The organism is Micromonospora sp. CNZ286 (assembly GCF_014207755.1).
Window position 1 is genome coordinate 1,436,941 of record NZ_JACHIZ010000001.1, and the last position, 19,525, is coordinate 1,456,465.

Annotated in this window: 11 protein-coding genes; 7 read left to right on the forward strand and 4 right to left on the reverse strand. The window is 73.8% G+C overall.

Annotated features, from left to right (window positions below):
* Window positions 1-35: 35 nt before the first annotated feature.
* Together lgt and FHX31_RS06885 are read left to right on the forward strand one after the other, a co-directional pair.
* Window positions 36-1,277 carry a prolipoprotein diacylglyceryl transferase gene (lgt, locus tag FHX31_RS06880; protein ID WP_184975517.1) on the forward strand — a complete coding sequence of 414 codons (1,242 nt, stop codon included), beginning with the start codon at window positions 36-38 and terminating at the stop codon, window positions 1,275-1,277.
* 11 nt (window positions 1,278-1,288) lie between these two features.
* The gene (locus FHX31_RS06885; protein WP_013287548.1) at window positions 1,289-2,476 is read left to right on the forward strand and encodes an FAD-dependent oxidoreductase; all 1,188 of its coding nucleotides are present in this window, start codon (window positions 1,289-1,291) and stop codon (window positions 2,474-2,476) included.
* A 119-nt stretch (window positions 2,477-2,595) separates the two neighbouring features.
* On the opposite strand, the gene FHX31_RS06890 is transcribed toward FHX31_RS06885, so the two are convergent.
* Window positions 2,596-3,438 carry a GNAT family N-acetyltransferase gene (locus tag FHX31_RS06890; protein ID WP_091331138.1) on the reverse strand — a complete coding sequence of 281 codons (843 nt, stop codon included), beginning with the start codon at window positions 3,436-3,438 and terminating at the stop codon, window positions 2,596-2,598.
* Between the two features lie 145 nt (window positions 3,439-3,583).
* Here FHX31_RS06890 and gltB point away from each other — a divergent pair, with 145 nt between their 5' ends.
* Window positions 3,584-8,251, forward strand: coding sequence for a glutamate synthase large subunit (gene gltB, locus FHX31_RS06895; RefSeq protein ID WP_123110952.1), 4,668 nt, complete (start codon window positions 3,584-3,586; stop codon window positions 8,249-8,251).
* Window positions 8,244-9,749: a glutamate synthase subunit beta gene (locus tag FHX31_RS06900; RefSeq protein WP_123110951.1), complete on the forward strand. Its 1,506-nt coding sequence runs from the start codon at window positions 8,244-8,246 to the stop codon at window positions 9,747-9,749. Before gltB ends, FHX31_RS06900 begins: the two co-directional genes overlap by 8 nt.
* Window positions 9,750-9,856: 107 nt before the next feature.
* Here FHX31_RS06900 and FHX31_RS06905 read toward each other — a convergent pair whose 3' ends face one another.
* On the reverse strand, window positions 9,857-11,392 hold the full coding sequence (locus FHX31_RS06905) for a M1 family metallopeptidase (protein WP_013475825.1): 1,536 nt from the start codon (window positions 11,390-11,392) through the stop codon (window positions 9,857-9,859).
* Between the two features lie 197 nt (window positions 11,393-11,589).
* Between FHX31_RS06905 and FHX31_RS06910 the strand changes: the two genes are divergently transcribed.
* Both FHX31_RS06910 and FHX31_RS06915 read left to right on the forward strand, forming a co-directional pair.
* A complete protein-coding gene (locus tag FHX31_RS06910; RefSeq protein ID WP_013287543.1) occupies window positions 11,590-12,375 on the forward strand; it encodes an SGNH/GDSL hydrolase family protein in 786 nt (261 codons plus the stop codon).
* A 114-nt stretch (window positions 12,376-12,489) separates the two neighbouring features.
* Window positions 12,490-15,168: a type 1 periplasmic-binding domain-containing protein gene (locus tag FHX31_RS06915; protein ID WP_184975520.1), complete on the forward strand. Its 2,679-nt coding sequence runs from the start codon at window positions 12,490-12,492 to the stop codon at window positions 15,166-15,168.
* A gap of 175 nt (window positions 15,169-15,343) precedes the next feature.
* On the opposite strand, the gene FHX31_RS06920 is transcribed toward FHX31_RS06915, so the two are convergent.
* Window positions 15,344-16,804, reverse strand: a complete 1,461-nt coding sequence (locus FHX31_RS06920; protein WP_184975523.1) for an MFS transporter — start codon at window positions 16,802-16,804, stop codon at window positions 15,344-15,346.
* 274 nt (window positions 16,805-17,078) lie between these two features.
* Here FHX31_RS06920 and FHX31_RS06925 point away from each other — a divergent pair, with 274 nt between their 5' ends.
* Window positions 17,079-17,660, forward strand: a complete 582-nt coding sequence (locus tag FHX31_RS06925; RefSeq protein ID WP_030271987.1) for a TetR/AcrR family transcriptional regulator — start codon at window positions 17,079-17,081, stop codon at window positions 17,658-17,660.
* Window positions 17,661-17,931: 271 nt separating this feature from the next.
* On the opposite strand, the gene FHX31_RS06930 is transcribed toward FHX31_RS06925, so the two are convergent.
* Window positions 17,932-19,344, reverse strand: a complete 1,413-nt coding sequence (locus FHX31_RS06930) for an alkaline phosphatase PhoX (RefSeq protein ID WP_013475829.1) — start codon at window positions 19,342-19,344, stop codon at window positions 17,932-17,934.
* Window positions 19,345-19,525: the final 181 nt, after the last annotated feature.

The following is a 19,525-nucleotide window of genomic DNA, read 5'->3' on the forward strand; positions in this document are numbered from 1 at the left end:
CGCACACACAGTCCGCACCGGTACCGTGTGCACCCGTGACCCTCGCCCCGATGACCCCACTGGCGGCCATGCCCAGCCCCAGCACCGCCGTCTGGCAGCTCGGTCCGGTTCCGATCCGGGCGTACGCGCTCTGCATCATCCTCGGCATCGTGGTGGCCTGCGTGGTCACCGAGTACCGGCTGCGCCGCCGCGGTGTGGCGCCGGGCGCGGTGCTCGACATCGCCGTCTGGGCCGTGCCCGCGGGCATCATCGGCGCGCGGATCTACCACGTGATCACCTCGCCGGAGAAATACTTCGGCGCCGGCGGTGAGCCGATCAAGGCGCTCTACATCTGGGAGGGCGGTCTCGGCATCTGGGGTGCGGTGGCCGGCGGCGCGGTCGGCGCGTGGCTCGCCGCGCGGCAGCTCGGCATCCCGTTCACCGTCATCGCCGACGCGCTGGCGCCGGGGCTGCCTTTGGCGCAGGCTGTCGGCCGCCTGGGCAACTGGTTCAACAACGAGCTGTACGGCGGGCGGACCACGCTGCCGTGGGGCCTGGAAGTGCACGTGATGGACCCGGACAACCCGGGTCACGCGTTGCGTGACGACGCCGGCAACCCGGTGCTCCAGCCCGGGCTCTACCACCCGACGTTCCTCTACGAGGCGCTCTGGAACGTCGGCGTCGCCGCGTTGGTCCTGTTCCTCGACCGTCGCCTGCGGCTCGGCCGCGGCCGAGCGTTCGCGCTCTACGTGATGGGCTACACGGCGGGCCGGTTCTGGATCGAGCTGATGCGCACCGACGAGGCGAACCTGATCCTCGGCGTACGCCTCAACGTCTGGACCGCCGCGCTGGTCTTCCTCGGCGCGCTCGCCTACTTCATCCGGGTCCGCGGTCCCCGCGAATACCTGGTGCCGGTGGGCGAGCCGGCCCCTGCGACCGGCCCGGCCGGCGACGTGTCCCAGGTCGACCTCTCCGCCCGGGCGGCCGCCGAACGGCCGGCCGCGCCCGAGGGCTACCGGGTGGTGACCGAGGAACAGTTCGACGCGTACCGGCAGACCGGCGTGCTGCCCCCGGTCGACGACGAACGGCCGGAGGCCGCCACCGGGGCCGACGCCGCCACGGACGACGCGGACGAGGCCGGAGGCGCGAGCACCGGCTCCGCCGCCACCGAGGGTGCGGACGCCACCGGCCGCGCGGACGCGGACGGCGACGACACGGACCCGGAGCGGGCCGACGCGGAGCGCACGAACGCCGGCCGGGCCGACAGCGGCGGGCGCCCGGCGGACCGGGACAGCTGAGCGGGGGAGTCATGCGCAGCGCGGTGGTGGTCGGCGCCGGCCTCGGCGGAATGGCGGCGGCCGGTGTGCTGGCCCGGTCGGGCTGGCAGGTCACGCTGCTGGAACGCGCCGACCGGGTCCGCCCGGAGGCGACCGCCGTGGTGCTCTGGCCCAACGGGGTACGCGCGCTGCGCGCCCTCGGTCTGGGCGACGGGCTCGACGCGATCGCCACCCCGCTGCCCGACGGTGGCGTGCGCCGCCCGGACGGGCACTGGCTGGTGCAGGCCCGGTCCACGCCGGCCGAGCGGATGCCGGTGGTGGTGCACCGGGAGGACCTGCACGACGCGCTGATCGCCGGCCTGGGTGACCGGGTCGAGCTGCGTACCGGGGTGACAGTGCGGACCGTACGCGCGGCGTCGGGCGAGCGCCCGGCGGTGGGCGACGGCCGGCACACCTACGAGGCGGACCTGGTGGTGGCCGCCGACGGCACCGACAGCGAGATCCGGCGGCACCTCGCCCCGGAGACCGCCGTGGTCAGCTCCGGGTGCGCGGCCTGGCGGGCGGTCATCCCCTGGTACCGGGCCCCGCAGTTGCCCGACGACCAGCCGGTGCACGGCGAGACGCTCGGCGCCGGATACCGCTTCCTGGCCGCCTCGCTCGGCGAGCGGGGCACCGCGGGCGCGTCCCGCCGGGGCGGCGTCTACTGGGTCGCCACCGCCGCGGGCGCGCCCCGCCCCGAGCCGCCGGAGATCCAGCTCGCGCTGCTGAAGCGCTGGTTCGCGGGCTGGCCCGCCCCGATCGGCACGCTGCTGGAGGCGACCGACCCGGAGGACGTCGTCCAGCAGGAGATCCGCGAGCTGCGCCCGCTACCGAAGGCGTACGGCTTCCCGGCCGGTCCGGGCGGCGTGGTGCTGCTGGGCGACGCCGCGCACGCCATGCCGCCACACCTCGGCCAGGGCGCCTGCCTGGCGTTCGAGGACGCCGCGACGCTGGCCGGGCTGCTACGGGAGTCGCGGCTGCCTGATGCGGTGACCGCGTACGACAGGTTGCGTCGCCCCCGCGCGGCCACGATGGTCCGGCAGACCCGGCGGATGTCGGCGGTCCTGCAGGCCCGGGGCCGGCTGGCGCTGCGCGCGCGGGACGCGGCTCTGGGCACGATCAGCCCGCGCCTGCGCAACACCGCCGCCGCGGCGGCCGCCGCCTGGCAGCCGCCGTCCTGACCGTCCGCGCGGCCTGTCCGCGTGCGAACGTCCCTCGGGCGGCCCGGCTCCCCGGCGGCCCGGCCCGCAGTCGGCGCGGTCCCCGGGCGATCGGCCCGGCCCGACAGCCGCGTAAGTAGTCAGATGACGGCGGCGGGCTCGGCGATGCAGGCGGTGCCGATCCGGCGGAATCCGACCCGCAGGTAGACGCGGGCGATGTCCTCGCTGCCGGCGCTCAGGAAGATCAGGTCGGTGCCGGCGGCGCGCAGTTCCCGCGCGAGCGTGGCGGTCACCGCCGCGCCCAGTCCGCGCTGCCGGGCGGACGGCAGCGTGGCCACCCCGGCGATCTCCGCCACGTCGTCGACCCGCATCGCCATCCCGCTGGCGAGCGCGCCCTCGTCGAGCGTCTCGGCGAGCACCGAGATGCGCCGCCCGTCGGCGACCCGGGTCGCCTCCTCCTCCAGCGCCGCCACGTCCAGCTGGGCGAGGGCGGCGTCCCGCTCGGCCGGTCCGGCGTCGCCGCGCGCGGTGCCGCCGTTGGCGAAGCCGACCGCCGCGACGGCCCGTCGCAGCGCGATGTCCGCCGCGAAGCCGGGGTCGCCGGGGTCCAGCACCCGCACCGGTACGTCGCTGAACGTCCCCGGATCGGGCAGCCGCTCCGGCTCCAGCAGCATCAGCGGCGCCTCCAGCACGCTGAGCCCGGCCGAGCGGGCCACCGCCAGCAGGTCGGGCTGGTGCTCGTGCACCCACTCGAACGCCTCCGGCAGGCCCAGCTCCCGCTGCCGGGCGCGGACCGCTGTCACGTCGGCGAGCGTGGGATGCTCGGTGGCGTCGATCCGGGGCCGGGCGTAGAACGGCCAGCCGTCCCCGTCGCGGACGAACAGCACCAGGGCGCCGTAATCCTCGGTCCGGGCCCCGTCGCGGGGCACCGCGTCGTAGAACCGCTCCAACCGGTCGAGTACGTCAGCGCGTGCGAGATCCACCGCGCGAGACTACACGTCCCAGCATCTGGAAGTGTGATCAATCTGAACTGGCCTTGCGCCGGAAGCCCTAACGTAGACTCAATAAACCGCAGAGGGCCGACGTCGTCCCCATCATGATCCATCCTGAGTGACGACAGGAGGCCCGGTGGCCTTTCCGTACCCTCACAGCCCGCAGTCGGCCCCACAGACGACCGGGCTCTACGACCCCGCGTACGAGCACGACGCCTGCGGTGTGGCCTTCGTGGCCGACCTGCACGGGCGGCGCTCGCACCAGGTCGTCGCGAACGGCCTCGGGGCGCTGTGCCGGCTGGACCACCGGGGCGCCCGGGGCGCGGAGCACAACACCGGGGACGGCGCCGGCATCATGATCCAGGTGCCGGACGCGTTCCTGCGCGGCATCGTCGACTTCCCGCTGCCCCCGGCCGGCCAGTACGCCACCGGCCTGGTGTTCCTGCCCGACGACGACGCGGCCGAGGCCCGCGCCCGCCAGGTGGTCGACAAGTACGCGCTGGTCGAGGGCGCCGACGTGCTCGGCTGGCGCGAGGTGCCGACGGACCCGTCCGGCCTGGGCGCGACCGCGCTCGCGGCGATGCCCCGGGTCCGGCAGCTGTTCGTGGCCGCGCACCGGCTGACCGGCTCGCCGGACGGCCCGGCCGGCTCCCCGCTGACCGGGCTCGACCTGGACCGGGTGGCGTTCTGCCTGCGCAAGCAGGTCGAGCGGGAGACCGCCGAGCGGGGCGTGCCGGCGTACTTCCCGTCGCTGTCCGGCCGCACCATGGTGTGGAAGGGCATGCTCACCCCGGACCAGCTCCCGGCGTTCTACCCGGAGCTGACCGACGAGCGGGTGGTCAGCGCCATCGCGCTGGTGCACTCGCGCTTCTCCACGAACACGTTCCCGTCCTGGCCGCTGGCGCACCCGTACCGCTTCATCGCGCACAACGGCGAGATCAACACGATCCGCGGCAACCGGAACTGGATGCAGGCCCGCGAGGCGCTGCTGCGCAGCCCGAGCATTCCGGGCAACATCCGCCGGGTCTTCCCGGTGTGCACACCCGCGGCGTCCGACTCGGCCAACTTCGACGAGGTGCTCGAACTGCTGCACCTGGCCGGGCGGAGCCTCCCGCACGCGGTGCTCATGATGATCCCCGAGGCGTGGGAGAACGACCCGGACATGCGCGCCGACAAGCGCGCGTTCTACCGCTTCCACGCCAGCCTGATGGAGCCGTGGGACGGCCCGGCGTCGGTCGCGTTCACCGACGGCGAGATCGTCGGCGCGGTGCTGGACCGCAACGGCCTGCGGCCGGGCCGCTGGTGGCACACCGCCGACGGCCTGGTGGTGCTCGGTAGCGAGGCGGGCGTGCTCGACCTCGACCCGGCCACCGTGGTCGCCAAGGGCCGCCTCCAGCCGGGCAAGATGTTCCTGGTCGACACCGTCAACGGCCGGATCGTCTCCGACGACGAGATCAAGACCGAGCTGGCCGCCGAGCAGCCGTACCAGGAGTGGCTGCACGCCGGCCTGATCGAGCTGGACGACCTGCCGCCGCGCGAGCACACCGTCTACACCCACGACTCGGTACGCCGCCGCCAGCAGACGTTCGGCTACACCGAGGAGGAGCTGAAGATCCTGCTCGGCCCGATGGCCCGCAGCGGCGCCGAGCCGATCGGCTCGATGGGCACGGACACGCCGATCGCCCCGCTGTCCACCCGGCCGCGTCTGCTCTACGACTACTTCCATCAGCTCTTCGCGCAGGTCACCAACCCGCCGCTGGACGCCATCCGGGAGGAGCTGGTGACCAGCCTGGCGTCCACCATCGGGCCGGAGGGCAACCTGCTCGACCCGGGCCCGGCGAGCTGCCGGCAGATCGTGCTGCCGTACCCGGTGATCGACAACGACGAGCTGGCCAAGATCCTGTCCATCGACGAGGACGGCGACCTGCCCGGCTTCAAGGCGGTCCGGGTCTCCGGGCTCTACCGCCTGCGCGACGGCGGCGCCGGCATCAAGGCGCGGCTGACCGAGATCTGCCGGCACGTGTCCGAGGCGATCGAGGACGGCGTCCGCATCCTGGTGCTCTCCGACCGGGACTCCAACGCCGACCTGGCGCCGATCCCGTCGCTGCTGCTCACCGCCGCGGTGCACCAGCACCTGGTCCGCGAGCAGACCCGTACCCAGGTGGCGCTGATCGTCGAGTCCGGCGACTGCCGCGAGGTGCACCACGCGGCGGTGCTGATCGGGTACGGCGCGGCGGCGGTCAACCCGTACCTGGCCTTCGAGTCGGTGGAGGACATGATCTCCACCGGCGTGCTGGCCGGCGTGGACCGGGTCAAGGCCGTCCGCAACTACGTCAAGGCGCTCGGCAAGGGCGTCCTGAAGATCATGTCCAAGATGGGCATCTCGACCGTGTCGTCGTACTGCGGCGCGCAGGTCTTCGAGGCGGTCGGCCTGGACACCCGCCTGGTCCACAGGTACTTCCGGGGCACCCCGAGCACCATCGGCGGCATCGGCCTGAACGAGATCCACGCCGAGGTGGCGGCCCGGCACGCGCGGGCCTGGCCGGCGCCGGGCGCGCAGGCCACCGACCGGCTGGAGGTCGGCGGCGAGTACCAGTGGCGCCGCGAGGGCGAACTGCACCTGTTCAACCCGGAGACGGTCTTCCTGCTCCAGCACGCCACCCGCAGCCGCCAGTACGACGTGTTCCGGCAGTACACCGCCAAGGTCGACGAGCTGGCCGCGCAGGCGGGCTCGCTGCGTGGGCTGTTCACGCTGCGCACCGGCGTACGCCCGGCGGTGCCGCTGGACGAGGTCGAGCCGGCCTCCGAGATCGTCAAGCGCTTCGCCACCGGCGCCATGTCGTACGGGTCGATCTCGGCGGAGGCGCACGAGACGCTCGCCATCGCGATGAACCGGCTCGGCGGCAAGTCCAACACCGGCGAGGGCGGCGAGGACGTCGAGCGGCTGCACGACCCGGCGCGGCGCTCCGCGGTCAAGCAGATCGCCAGCGGCCGGTTCGGCGTGACAAGCGAATACCTCGTCAACGCCGACGACCTCCAGATCAAGATGGCGCAGGGCGCGAAGCCCGGCGAGGGCGGGCAGCTACCAGGCAACAAGGTCTGGCCGTGGATCGCCCGCACCCGGCACGCCACCCCCGGCGTCGGCCTGATCTCCCCGCCGCCGCACCACGACATCTACTCCATCGAGGACCTGGCCCAGCTCGTCCACGACCTGAAGTGCGTCAACCCGGCCGCCCGGGTGCACGTCAAGCTGGTCAGCGAGGTGGGCGTGGGCACCGTCGCGGCGGGCGTGGCCAAGCTCAAGGCCGACGTCATCCTGATCTCCGGGCACGACGGCGGCACCGGCGCGTCCCCGCTCAACTCGCTCAAGCACGCCGGCACCCCGTGGGAGCTGGGCCTGGCCGAGGCGCAGCAGACGCTGCTGCTCAACAAGCTGCGCGACCGGGTGACGGTGCAGGTCGACGGCCAGCTCAAGACCGGCCGGGACGTGCTGATCGCGGCGCTGCTCGGCGCCGAGGAGTTCGGCTTCGCCACCGCGCCGCTGATCGTCGAGGGCTGCGTGATGATGCGGGTGTGCCACCTGGACACCTGCCCGGTCGGCATCGCCACCCAGAACCCGGTGCTGCGTGAGCGCTTCACCGGCAAGCCCGAGTTCGTGGAGAACTTCTTCCTGTTCCTCGCCGAGGAGGTCCGCGGCTACCTGGCCGAGCTGGGCTTCCGCAGCATCGACGAGGCGATCGGCCACACCGAGCTGCTCGACGTGGCCGGTGCGATCGACCACTGGAAGGGCCACGGGCTCGACCTGAGCCGTGTGCTGCACCTGCCGGAGCTGCCCGAGGGCGCGGCCCGCCGGGGCGTACGCGCCCAGGACCACGGCCTCGACGCGGCGCTGGACAACCGGCTCATCGAGCTGGCCGGGCCGGCGCTGCGTGACAGTATCCCGGTCCGGGTCGAGGTCGAGGTCCGCAACGAGCACCGCAGCGTCGGCGCGATGCTCGGCGGCGAGGTGACCCGCCGCTTCGGCGGCGACGGGCTGCCCGACGACACGATCGAGTTCCGGCTGCGCGGCACCGCCGGCCAGTCGTTCGGCGCGTTCCTGCCGCGCGGCGTCACGCTACGTCTGTACGGCGACGCCAACGACTACGTCGGCAAGGGACTGTCCGGCGGCCGGATCGTGGTCCGGCCGGACGCCGACGCGCCGTTCGTCGGCGTGGACGCCACGCCGGGCCGCCGCGCCGAGGACCAGATCATCGCCGGCAACACCATCCTGTACGGCGCCACCGGCGGCGAGGTGTTCCTGCGCGGCCGGGTGGGGGAGCGGTTCGCGGTGCGCAACTCCGGCGCGGTCGCGGTGGTCGAGGGCCTCGGCGACCACGGCTGCGAGTACATGACCGGCGGCACCGTCGTGGTGCTCGGGCCGACCGGGCGCAACTTCGCCGCCGGCATGTCCGGTGGCACCGCGTTCGTGCACCGGCTCGACCGGCGGCTGGTGAACGCCGAGCTGGTCGACCTGTCGCCGCTGCGCGACGAGGAACGCGACCGGCTGCACGAGCTGGTCCAGCGGCACTTCGCCGAGACGGACTCGGCCGTCGCCGAGGACCTGCTCAAGCGCTGGCCGCAGGCGGTGGAGGAGTTCACCGCAGTGGTGCCCCGGGACTACCGCCGGGTCATGGAGATCATGCGGGCCGCCGAAGCCGCCGGCCGAGACGTCGACGACGCGGTGATGAGTGCGCTCAGCGTGCCGTCGGCCGCGCCGGTACCGCCCGCGCCCCGGGCGGTCGCCCAGGAGGTGGCTCGTGCCTGACCCGAACGGTTTCCTGCGCTACGACCGGCGGCTGCCGGCCCGCCGTCCGGTGCCGGTGCGCATCTCCGACTGGCGGGAGGTGTACCCGCCGGCCGGTGAGGAGCTGATCCGCGAGCAGGCCACCCGGTGCATGGACTGCGGCATCCCGTTCTGCCACGACGGCTGCCCGTTGGGCAACCGCATCCCGGACTGGAACGACCTGGTCCGCACCGGCAACTGGGACGCCGCGGTGGACTCGCTGCACGCCACGAACAACTTCCCCGAGTTCACCGGCCGGCTCTGCCCGGCGCCGTGCGAGGCGGCCTGCGTGCTCGGCCTCGGCGGCCAGCAGCCGGTCACCATCAAGCAGGTCGAGGTGGAGATCGCCGACGCGGCAGTGGCCCGCGACGGCCTGCGGCCCCGGCCCGCCTCCACCCCGACCGGCCGGTCGGTGGCGGTGGTCGGCTCCGGCCCGGCCGGGCTGGCCGCCGCGCAGCAGCTCGCCCGCGCCGGTCACACGGTCACCGTGTACGAGCGCGACGACGCGATCGGCGGCCTGCTCCGCTACGGCATCCCCGACTTCAAGCTGGAGAAGCAGCACATCGACAAGCGGCTGGCCCAGCTCACCGCCGAGGGTGTGCGCTTCCGGACCGGCGTCGAGGTCGGCGTCGACGTGACCGCCGAGCAGTTGCGCGCCGAGCACGACGCGGTGCTGCTGGCCTGCGGTGCGTTGCAGGGCCGGGACACCCCGGAGACGCCCGGCCGGGAGCTGCGCGGCGTGCACCAGGCGATGGCGCACCTGGTCGCCGCGAACCGGGTGGTGGCCGCCGCCGGGGACGGGCGGCCCGCGCTCGCGACGTTGCCCGACGGTACGCCGATCGACGCCGCCGGCAAGCACGTGGTGATCATCGGTGGTGGCGACACCGCCGCGGACTGCCTCGGTGTGGCGCACCGGCAGGGCGCGGCCGGCGTCCACCAGCTCGACCTCTACCCGGAGCCGCCGTCGGAGCGGGACGCGGAGCGCGACCCGTGGCCGACCTGGCCGTGGGTGCTGCGCAACTACCCGGCGCACGAGGAGGGCGGCGAGCGGGTCTTCGCCGTCGCGGTGCAGGAGTTCGTGGACGACGGCACCGGCCGGGTCCGCGCGGTCCGGATCGCCGAGGTGACCGTGGAGAAGGTGGACGGTCGCCGCATCGTCACCCCGCTGCCCGGCTCCGAGCGGGAGATCCCGGCCGACCTGGTGCTGCTCGCCATCGGCTTCGAGGGCACCGAGGAACAGCCGCTGCTGGCCCAGTTCGGGGTGACCCGCAACCGCCGGGGCGCGATCGACTCCGGCCCTGACTGGCAGGCCGCCGACGGTGTCTTCGTCGCCGGTGACATGCACCGGGGCGCGTCGCTGATCGTCTGGGCGATCGCCGAGGGACGCGCCGCCGCGGCGGCGATCCACGCGTACCTGGGCGGGGTGGGTGAGCTGCCCGCCCCTGTCGACCCGGCCCGCCAGCCGCTCGCCGCCAGGTGAAAGGAAGGGCCCCCTCTTAACGCCTCAGGTAGAGGAGGGGGCCCTTCTTAACATCCGCCGCCGCGCGGCGCGCTGTCCGCGGACGACGCGCAGCGCGGCGGCGGATGTCAGCGGCCGAGCAGGTCGTGCGCGGCCCGGATCTTCGCCCACGAGGCCGGCTGCGCCGGTGCGGCTGTCGTCCGCGCGGCGGTCGCCACGTCGGGCCGGCCGGGCGTGAACAGCCAGGTGGTGAACACCGCGTCGAGATCCCGTCCGGAGATCCGCTCGGCGAGCGCCTGGAACTGCGCGACGGTGCCGTTGCCGTACTGCCGCTTGGCGGTCCAGGTGCGCAGGATGCGGAAGAACGCGGCGTCGCCCACGGCGAGCCGGATCTGGTGCAGCGCCATCGCGCCGCGGTCGTAGACGGCGGCGTCGAAGATCCCGCTCGGCCCCGGGTCGCCGGGGCGCACCTGCCAGAACTCGGAGTCGGCCGGGTAGCTGTCGTAGGTGAAGTCGAACAGCTCCTGCGCGGTGCCCTCGCCCTCCTCCTCCGACCAGAGCCACTCGGCGTACGAGGCGAAGCCCTCGTTGAGCCAGATGTGCCGCCAGTCCGCCACCGACACCGAGTCGCCGAACCACTGGTGGGCGTTCTCGTGCACCACCACGTACGTGTTGGCGCCGCGCCGCCAGAAGCCGGGGCCGTAGACCGGGCGGGTCTGCGTCTCCAGCGCGAACCCGATGCCGTCGACCGGCCCGGCCACGCCGCCCTGCGCCTCGAACGGGTACGGGCCGAACAGCCCGCTCTCCCAGTCGACGATCTCGGCGGTGCGTTCGATGCTGGCCCGGGCGGCGGGCAGGCGCTCGCCCAGCGTGGTGCTGTACGCGTTGACCACCGGCTGCCCGTTCGGCGCGGTGCCGGTGACGATGTCGTACTGCCCGATGGCCAGGAACGCCTGGTACGTGGCGCCGGGCTTGACGCTGCGCCAGCTCCACCGGGTGCGGTTGCCGGCCTCGGGCAGCGGGTCGCGCGGCTGCACGCCGTTGCTGATCGCCTCGACGCCGGTCGGCACCGACACCGAGACGTCCCAGGTGGCCTTGTCCTTCGGGTGGTCGTTGCTCGGGTACCACCACCAGGCCGACTCGGGCTCGTTGACGGCGAGCGCCCCGTCGGCGGTACGCGTCCACGCCGTGTAGCCGTAGACGGTGGTCTGCGACGGCACGCCGGCGTACCTCACCACGACGGTGAGCTGCTGGCCCTTCGTCAGCGGCCGGGCCGGAGTGATCACCAGCTCGTGGTCGCCGGCCCGGGCGAACCCGGCGACCCACCCGTTCACCCGCACCGACTCGACGTCGAGGGCGAAGTCCAGGTTGAACCGGGACAGGTCCTTCGTGGCGGTGGCGAGGATCGTGGTGGTGCCGCTGAGCCGGTCGGTGGCCGGCTCGTAGCGCAGCCGTATGTCGTAGTGGCCGACGTCGTAGCCGCCGTTGCCGTAGTCGGGGAAGTAGCTGTCGCCCAGCCCGGGGCTGCCCGGCGTCGGGGTGGCCGCCGCGGGTTGCGGCCGGCCCCATCCGGTGGGGGCGGCCTGGCCGGGGGCACCGGTCACTGTGGTGCCGGCTGCGGTGAGGGTCAGGGCGGCGATGGCCGCCGTGAGTGCGCGTCGCACGGTGGGACTCCCTCCGTCGGGTGTCGTCACCGTCAAACTAATCGACACATGTGAACGTATCTGTCCTGTCCGGCCGATCGGGGCTATTCAATTTCGACGAATGTTTCGATAGCATTACCGACCAGTAACAGCACCGATCCCTCGGCCACGCGCGCGGTCAACGGGCTCCACCACCCCTGCCCCGTGGAGGCTCTGCCATGCCCCGTCGCGTCCGTACCGTGTTCGCCGCCCTCCTGGCGGCCGTACTCGGCGCCGTGCTCCTGCCCGGCGCCGCCCGGGCGGCCACCGTCAACTACGTCGCCCTCGGCGACTCCTACTCCTCCGGGGTCGGCGCCGGCCCGTACGACCTGTCGACCTGCCTGCGCAGCCAGAAGTCGTACGCCCCGCTCTGGGCGGCCGCCCATTCGGTCACCAGCTTCAAGTTCCCGGCCTGCGGCGGCGCGGTCACCGCCGACGTGCTGGCCAACCAGGTCGGCCAGCTCAGCAGCAGCACCACGCTGGTCACCATCACCATCGGCGGCAACGACGCCGGCTTCGCCGACGTGATGACCAGTTGCCGCTTCGGCAGCACGTCCAGCTGCGAGAGCGCGGTGAACGAGTCGAAGGCGTTCGCCACCGCCACGCTGCCCGCCCGGCTCGACGCCACGTACACCGCGATCCGCAACCGGGCCCCGAACGCCCGGCTGGTGGTGCTCGGCTACCCGCGGCTGTTCGAGACCGGCTCCTGTGGACTGCTCGCCATGAGCAGCTACAAGCGCACAATCCTCAACCAGGCCGCCGACACGCTCAACGGCGTCATCTCCGGCCGGGCCGCCGCCGCCGGGGGAACCTTCGTCGACGCGCGGCCGTTCTTCGCCGGGCACGGCGTGTGCGCCGCCGAGCCGTGGATCCGCGACGTCAGCGGCGTCATCGAGGCGTACCACCCGAACGCGAACGGCTACCGCTACGGCTACCTGGCCGCGCTGACCGCCGCCATCGGCTGATCCGCACGCGAGGAGGGCCCCGCTCGACACCCGTCCGTCGAGCGGGGCCCCGCCGTGCCGGGTTGCATCGAACGTCGACAATGGTGCGACACCGCATGCGACCCGGAGGTGACCATGCGTGAACCGGCGACCCGGCCGCGGCCGGTCCGCGAGCAACTCCCGGCCGGTGGCCCGGAACTGCTCACCCTGCTGGCCCGGCTGCTGCGGCGTCCACGCCGCGGCGACCGCCGGCTCCCGCTGCTCTGGCTGGTCCGGCCCACCGGGGACGGCGCGGTCGCGGCCCTGCTACGGCGTTTCGCGGCGCGCCGGGCCGGGCGCCGGGTGCCGCACGTAGTGCTGGACCTGACCGGCCGCCCGGCCGGCGACGACGTCGCAGCCGTGCTGCGCGAACTGCACCGGCAACTCTCAGTGGAGGCGTTCGGCGCGCCCCGGCTGCGGTTCCGGCACTACCCGCTGGCCGACTGGCTGATGCACCAGACGCTCGCCGTGGACCTGGACGCCGCCGACAGCGGCCGGGCCGCGCTGGTCCGCCGGCTGCGGGACTGGCGGGGACGGCGGACCGGTGACGACCCCCAGGTCGGCGGCGACTCCGGCCTCGGCGCCGCGCTGCATCTGCTGCTCTGGCTGCTGTGGCGGGCCGTGCCCGGCGTCGTGTTCCGGATCGCCGTCTCCGGCCGGGTGCCGCTCGTCGGACGGCAGTACCGCTGGTTCATGCGCCAGCAGTACCTGGCGCCCCGGCAGTCGGTGACGTTCCTCGGCTTCGCCGAGCGGCTCACCGCCGGCTGGCGCGACGGCGAACACCCGGCCCAGGTGGAGAAGCTGCTGCTGCACGCGTTCCTGGAGGACCTGCGCCTGGCGTACCGGCGGCGGTTCTGGCGGCCCGGGGACTGGCGCCGCACCGCCTATCCGGTGCTGGTGCTCGACGGCGCGCGGCCGGACAACGTCGGGCACACGCTGGTCCGGCTCGTCGACGAGGTGCGCAACGAGACCGGCCGCAACGACCCGCTGCTCGTCGTCGCGGTCGCCGCCGACCCGCCGCCGGAACCGGCCGCTTCCCGGCCGCTGGCCGAGGCCGAGGAGGCGTACGAGGAGTGGGCCGAGGCGCTGCCGGAGAACCGCCGGCTGCGTCGCTCCGGCGCCTGGCTGATGCTGCTGGAGGCGGACGACCGGGACGTCGACGCCCCGGTGGGAGGCGTCCCGCCGGCCCTTGTCGCACCCGACCCGCCCTGGTGGGCGCGGCGGTTCCTGCCCGCCGCGGTGGCCCTGGCGCTCGTCGCCGGGCTGGGCGTGTGGGCGCACGGGCGGTGGGCGCCTGACTGCCGCCCCTGGCCCACCGACCGGGTCACTGTCCGGCTCGTCGGCGGCGAGTGCGTCGGCTACAGCGACACCGCCGGGCAGGTCTTCAACAGCGAACCCGGGCAGGACCGGCTGCGCGCCGTGCAGCGGCGCATCTTCGCCCAGAACCGGGCCGCCGAGGAGGTGTGGCGGCGCAGCGAGCACCGCCGCCCCTACCTGACGCTTGTCTACCTGGGCAGCCTCACCGGCAACCGGACCCGCGCGGACGAGGAGTCCTACGTCTCCGAGCGGGAGGAGCTGGAGGGCATGGCCACCGCCCAGTACGCCCTGCTCCAGGAGTCGGCGGCAGCGGACGACGCGGCGCTGCTGCACATCGTGGTGGCGAACGCCGGGCGGCAGATGCGGCACGCCGACGACGCGGTGCGGATGCTGGAAGGGCTGGCCCGCGACGACCCCACAGTGCTCGGCGTGGTCGGGCTGGTGGACAGCCGCACCAGCACGGCGGCGGCGCTGCGCGAACTCAACCGGGCCGGCCTGCCGGTGCTCGCCCCCACGCTGTCGGCCGACCGGATGGACGCCAACTCCAGCCTCTACCTGGCCATGTCGGCGCCGAACCGGGACCAGGCCCGGATGGTCGAGGCGTACGCCCGGCAGGTGCTGCGGGTGGGGGAGGCGCACGTCTACTGGACCACCGGCGAGGGCAGCTCGCTCACCGACGACCTGTACGTCGCCACCCTCGTCGACGGCCTGCGGGAACGCTTCGGCGACCGGATCACCCGGCTCGACGAGTGGCGCAGCGGGCGGCGGCTCACCCAGGAGTGCGGCTACCCGGGGATGCTCTTCTTCGCCGGCCGCTGGTCGGAGTTCGACGGGTTCATGCGCGCGCTCAAGGAGTGCGGCGCGAATCCGCCCCGGCACCTGGTCGCCGACGACTCGGTGAACCGCTACATGGCCAACCCGGGGCTGCGCGCCAGCGCGCCGGGCAACCTGCCGGTCACGTACGTGTCGAAGGCCGCGCTGGCCACCTGCGCGTCGCTGCGGTCCGCGCAGGCCGGGCGCGACGACGCCCGGGGCAGTTTCCTCACCTGGATCGGCGCGGACGGCCTGCTCGACCCGCCCCGATGCCGCGCCGGGACCGGCCCGCCGGTCGGCGAGCGGGTCAGCCTGGCCTACGACGCCACCATGATGACGGTACGCGCGCTGGAGAGCCTTGCCGCCCGCCTGCGCCACGCCGACACCGGCCGCCGCTGGGAGCCCCGCTCGGTCAACCCGGTCGGGGTGCACGCCGAGGTGCTGCGGCAGAACGCCGCCGGCGGCTACCCGGGGGTCAGCGGCCTCATCCGGTACGCCCCGGACTCAGGCGAACCGGTGGCGAAGCGGCTGGCGCTGCTCACCGTGGCGAAGGTGCCCGAGGTGGACGCCGCCCCGGTCGAGGTGTTCCACTGCGGCGTGGCCGACACCGGCCCCGACCCCGGCTGCCGCGTCGCCCCACGCTAGTGCGCAGCCGCCATTCGTGATCATGGTTGGGGTTCGAGGTCGCCGTGCTGGGCAGCCAGGCAGGCAAGGATCATTTCTCGCGCCGCTCGGACCGTAGCCGCGAAGGCGGCCGGCACCGCGGAGCCCCGCCCGGCACGCGCCGGGCGGGGCTCTCGTCTGCTCGTACCCCTTGAGGTCAGCGGGCCGGGACCAGCTCCGCGGCCGGCACCGGCGCCAGGTCCGGCACCGCCGGCCCGATCCGCCGCCGGGGCCACCGGCGGCGACCGGAGGGTACGGCGAGCGCGGCCAGCGCCGCGGCCACCGAGATGCCGGTGAGCAGCAGGAAGCCCGCCGTGAAACCGGCCTCCCGGGGCAGCCCGCTCGGCTGCGGATTCGCGGTGATCACGGCACTGGCGAGCGCCGCGCCGATCGCGCCGCCGATGGTACGGATGTTGGCGTTCATGCCGGTCGCCGCGCCGGTCTGCCCGGCCGGCACGTTCGCCACGATCAGGTTGGCCATCGAGGCGAACGCCAGCCCGATGCCGACGCCCACCAGACCGCCGGCGATCCCGACCTGCCAGCGGGTGTCGTGCGCGACGGTCAGCATGGCGGCGGCCGCCACGTTGAACACCGCGCCGGTGCTCAGCTGCGCCTTGGCGCTGAACCGGGACTGCAGCCGTCCGGCCAGCAGGCCGGCCACGAACATGCCGACGAGCATCGGCAGCATCAGCAGCCCGGCCTGGGTGACGCTGGCGCCGAAGCCGTAGCCGGCGCTGGTCGGGATCTGCGCGAACTGCGGCAGGAACGCGTAGACGGCGAACATCGAGGCGCCGTAGAGCAGCCCGACGAGGTTCGTGGTCCAGACCGCGGGCAGGCGCATCATCCGCAGGTCGATCAGCGGGTTCGCGGCCCGGGCCTCGGTCGCCAGCCAGGCGGCCGCGAGCGCCGCGGCCAGCGCCAGCAGCGCGACCACCCGGCCGGAGCCCCAACCCCACGCGGCGCCCTTGCTGACCGGCAGCAGCAGCGCCACCAGCCAGCCGGACAGGAGTACGGCGCTGAGCCAGTTGATCCGGCCCGGGGTGCGTACCGGCGAGCGCGGCACGAACCGGTGCGCGGCGAGCGCGGTCAGCCCGACCACCACCAGCGGGATCCAGAACAGCCACCGGTAGCCCAGGGTGGCCACGATCGGCCCGGCCAGCACCACGCCCAGCCCGCCGCCGACTGCCACGACCGCGGAGATCGAGGCCACCGCCGAGCTGACCCGGGCGGCCGGGAACTCGTCGCGGATGATGCCGAACGAGAGCGGGAAGACGGCGCCGCCGATGCCCTGCACCACGCGGGCGGCGATCAGCACGCCGATGCTGGGGGCGACGGCTGCCAGCAGGCAGCCCAGCGCGAGCGCGGCGAGCGAGAAGACGAGCGTCTTCTCCTTGCCGACCATGTCGCCGATGCGGCCGACGATCGGCGTGAAGACGGACGCGGAGAGCAGGTACGCGGTGAGCACCCAGGTTACCGTGTTGGGCGAGGTGTGCAGGTCGTGCTGGATGGTGGGCAGCACCGGCGTGATCAGCGACTGGAGCATCGCGAAGAATCCGGTGCCGGCGGCCAGCACGAGGAAGGTGAGTCGGCGCGAGCCGCGCCCTGATGAGTGGATCATGTGGGAGAACTCCCCGTTGTCGGTACGAGACTGGTGGCCGCTCGCGCAGTCGTGCGGCGGTGGCGGCCGGGTCGTGCGGGCGCTCAGCGGTCGGCGGGCATGGTGGGACCTCCCGGGTCCGTGTCGTGGCGCGAGGATCGCGTGGCCGGAGGGCGGCCGGAAGTCCGGAGTAAGCTATCCGGAGGGGTGGCTCCGGTCAGTAACCGGAGGCTTGCCTCCATTAACCTAGCGGAGGGGTGCCTCCGGTTGCAAGGCGGAAGGGGTGACGCGCCTCATGGCTGACGCCGACGTGTCCGGCGAGGTCTTCGCGCGCCGCCCCAAGCGGGCCGACGCCCGCCGCAACTACGACGCGCTGATCGCCGCCGCCCGCGAGGTCTTCGGCGAGCACGGCGCGGGCGCGTCGCTGGAGGAGATCGCCCGCCGGGCGGGCGTGGGCATCGGCACGCTCTACCGCAACTTCCCGCAGCGGCGGGACCTCTTCGAGGCGGTCTACGTCGAGGAGGTGCGCGCGCTCAGCGCCTCCGCCGCCGACCTGGCCGACGAGCCCCCGTGGGACGCCCTGGTCGGCTGGCTGCACCGGTTCGTCGCCTACGTGGCCACCAAGCGGGCGCTGGCCGAGGAGCTGGTGCACGACTCCGAGGTGTTCCGCAGCTGCCGCACCGAGATCTACGCGACCGGCGAGCCGCTGCTGCGCCGCGCCCAGGCCGCCGGGGAAGCTCGGCCGGACGCCGGCTTCGACGACGTGATCCGGCTGATCAGCGGCCTCGCCGCGTACCAGTTCCCGGACCCGGCCCAGCGGGACCGCGTCCTGGCCATCGCGCTGGACGGCCTGCGCCCGCCGGCGGGCATGAATTGATACGTCCGGCCGTTTGTTGACGTGACGCATCAAGGGCTGCTCTGTGCGGGAGGAAGGGGCGGGTGCGGCCGGGTCCAGCCGACCCCGCCGTACTCCGCGATCGCCGAGAGCGTCGCGCGGACAACCGTCGGCGCGGTCCAGTGCGCCGATCTTGCACTTTCGGGCGGCGAAATGCGGCTTATGCACCCATTCTTCAGGGCTGCAGGTGCAAGATCGCCGAGGAGAGGCGGATCGGCCGGCGGCTCCCGCCCGGGAACCGCCGGCCACCCGCTCAGCGGTGACCGTTACCAGGCCGCCCCCACGGTCCGGTGATCGCGAACACGTACCCCGGTGACTGGATGTTGGCGAACAGAGTCTTCCCGTCCGCGCTGAACGTCGGCCCGGTGAACTCGCTGTCGTTCAGTTCGTTGCGGGCCAGCGGATACGCCTTGCCCTGCTCGGTGACGCCGACCAGATGCGACACGCCCTCGCCGTCCTCGGCCAGGATCACCCCGCCGTACGGCGACACGGTGATGTTGTCCGGCCCGTCGTAGTTGCCGGTGTCGGCCTCCGGGTCGGTGTTCACCCCGAAGATGGTCTTCAGCGTCACGGTCTGGCGGCGCGGGTCGTAGAACCACACCTGCCCGTCGTGCTCGTTGGCGCTGCCGTCGTCGTGTCGGGCGTAGCTGGCCACGAAGTACGCGCCGCCGTCGCCCCACCAGGCGCCCTCCAGCTTGCGGCTGCGGGTCACCTCGGCGTCGGTGAACTGCTTGCGTACCGACACGGTCCGGGCGTCGCGGTCCGGCACCTCGACCCACTCCACCCGGTAGCGGGTGCCGGGCGTGGTGGCCTCGGACAGGTCGGCCACGTGGTCGTCGCCGCGCAGGCAGCGCATCGCCGCGAGGCTGCCGGCGGTGCCGCCGTCGGGTCGCTGGGCCAGCGCCCGCAGCGCGCCCTTGCCGGCCCGGAAGCCGGGCGGCGGCGTCCACCGGAAGTACAGGCCGTTGGGCCCGCTCGCGTCCTCGGTCAGGTAGATCGAATGGGTGTACGGGTCGACGGCCACCGCCTCGTGGGAGTACCGCCCGAGGAACGTCAGCGGCACCGGGTCGGTGTTGGCGGACCGGTCGTGCGGGTCGACCTCGAAGACGTACCCGTGGTCCTTCAGGAACCGCCCACCGGCCCGCTGCTCGGTCTCCTCGCAGGTCAGCCACGTGCCCCACGGGGTGATGCCACCGGCGCAGTTGTTGTGAGTGCCGGCCACGCTCACGTACTCGCGCAGCCGCCGCCCGTGCCGGTCCACCTCGATGGTGGTGGTGCCGCCGCGGGCGCCCGGGTCGTAGGTGAGGCCGGGCAGTGCCGGCACCGGGTACGGCTCGTCGCCGCCGATCTCGTGGTTGTTCACCAGCACCGAGCCGTGCGGGCCGCGGAAGCAGCCGGTGCCGTCCGCGTCGCTCGGGGTGGGCTGCCCGGACTCCAGCAGCGTCGCGCCCGCCTGCGCGACGACCGTGTACGAGAAGCCCGGCGGCAGCGCCAGCAGGCCGGCCGGGTCCGGCACCAGGTCGCCGTAGCCGACGGCGGGGCGGCACGCGGGCCGGGCCGCTGCCGGTCCGGCGATCGCCTCCAGGCTGCCGGCCACCATGATGCCGAGTCCGCCGGCCACGCCGCCGCGCAGCAGGGACCGCCGGGAGAGAGGTGAGGTGGTCACGTCGTCGCCTTCCTGTGCGCACGATTGCCTGGGGGAAGGCAAACCGGGCCGGGGGAACGGCGTGCGGCGCGCCCGTCCGTAGCCGGGTGAACAGTGGACGAATCCCCGGTGCGGAGCGCCCCGTGCCGGTGCGGCGCGCGTCCGTTAGGGTTCCCTTCGATCGCAAACGTCGGAGGGCGGA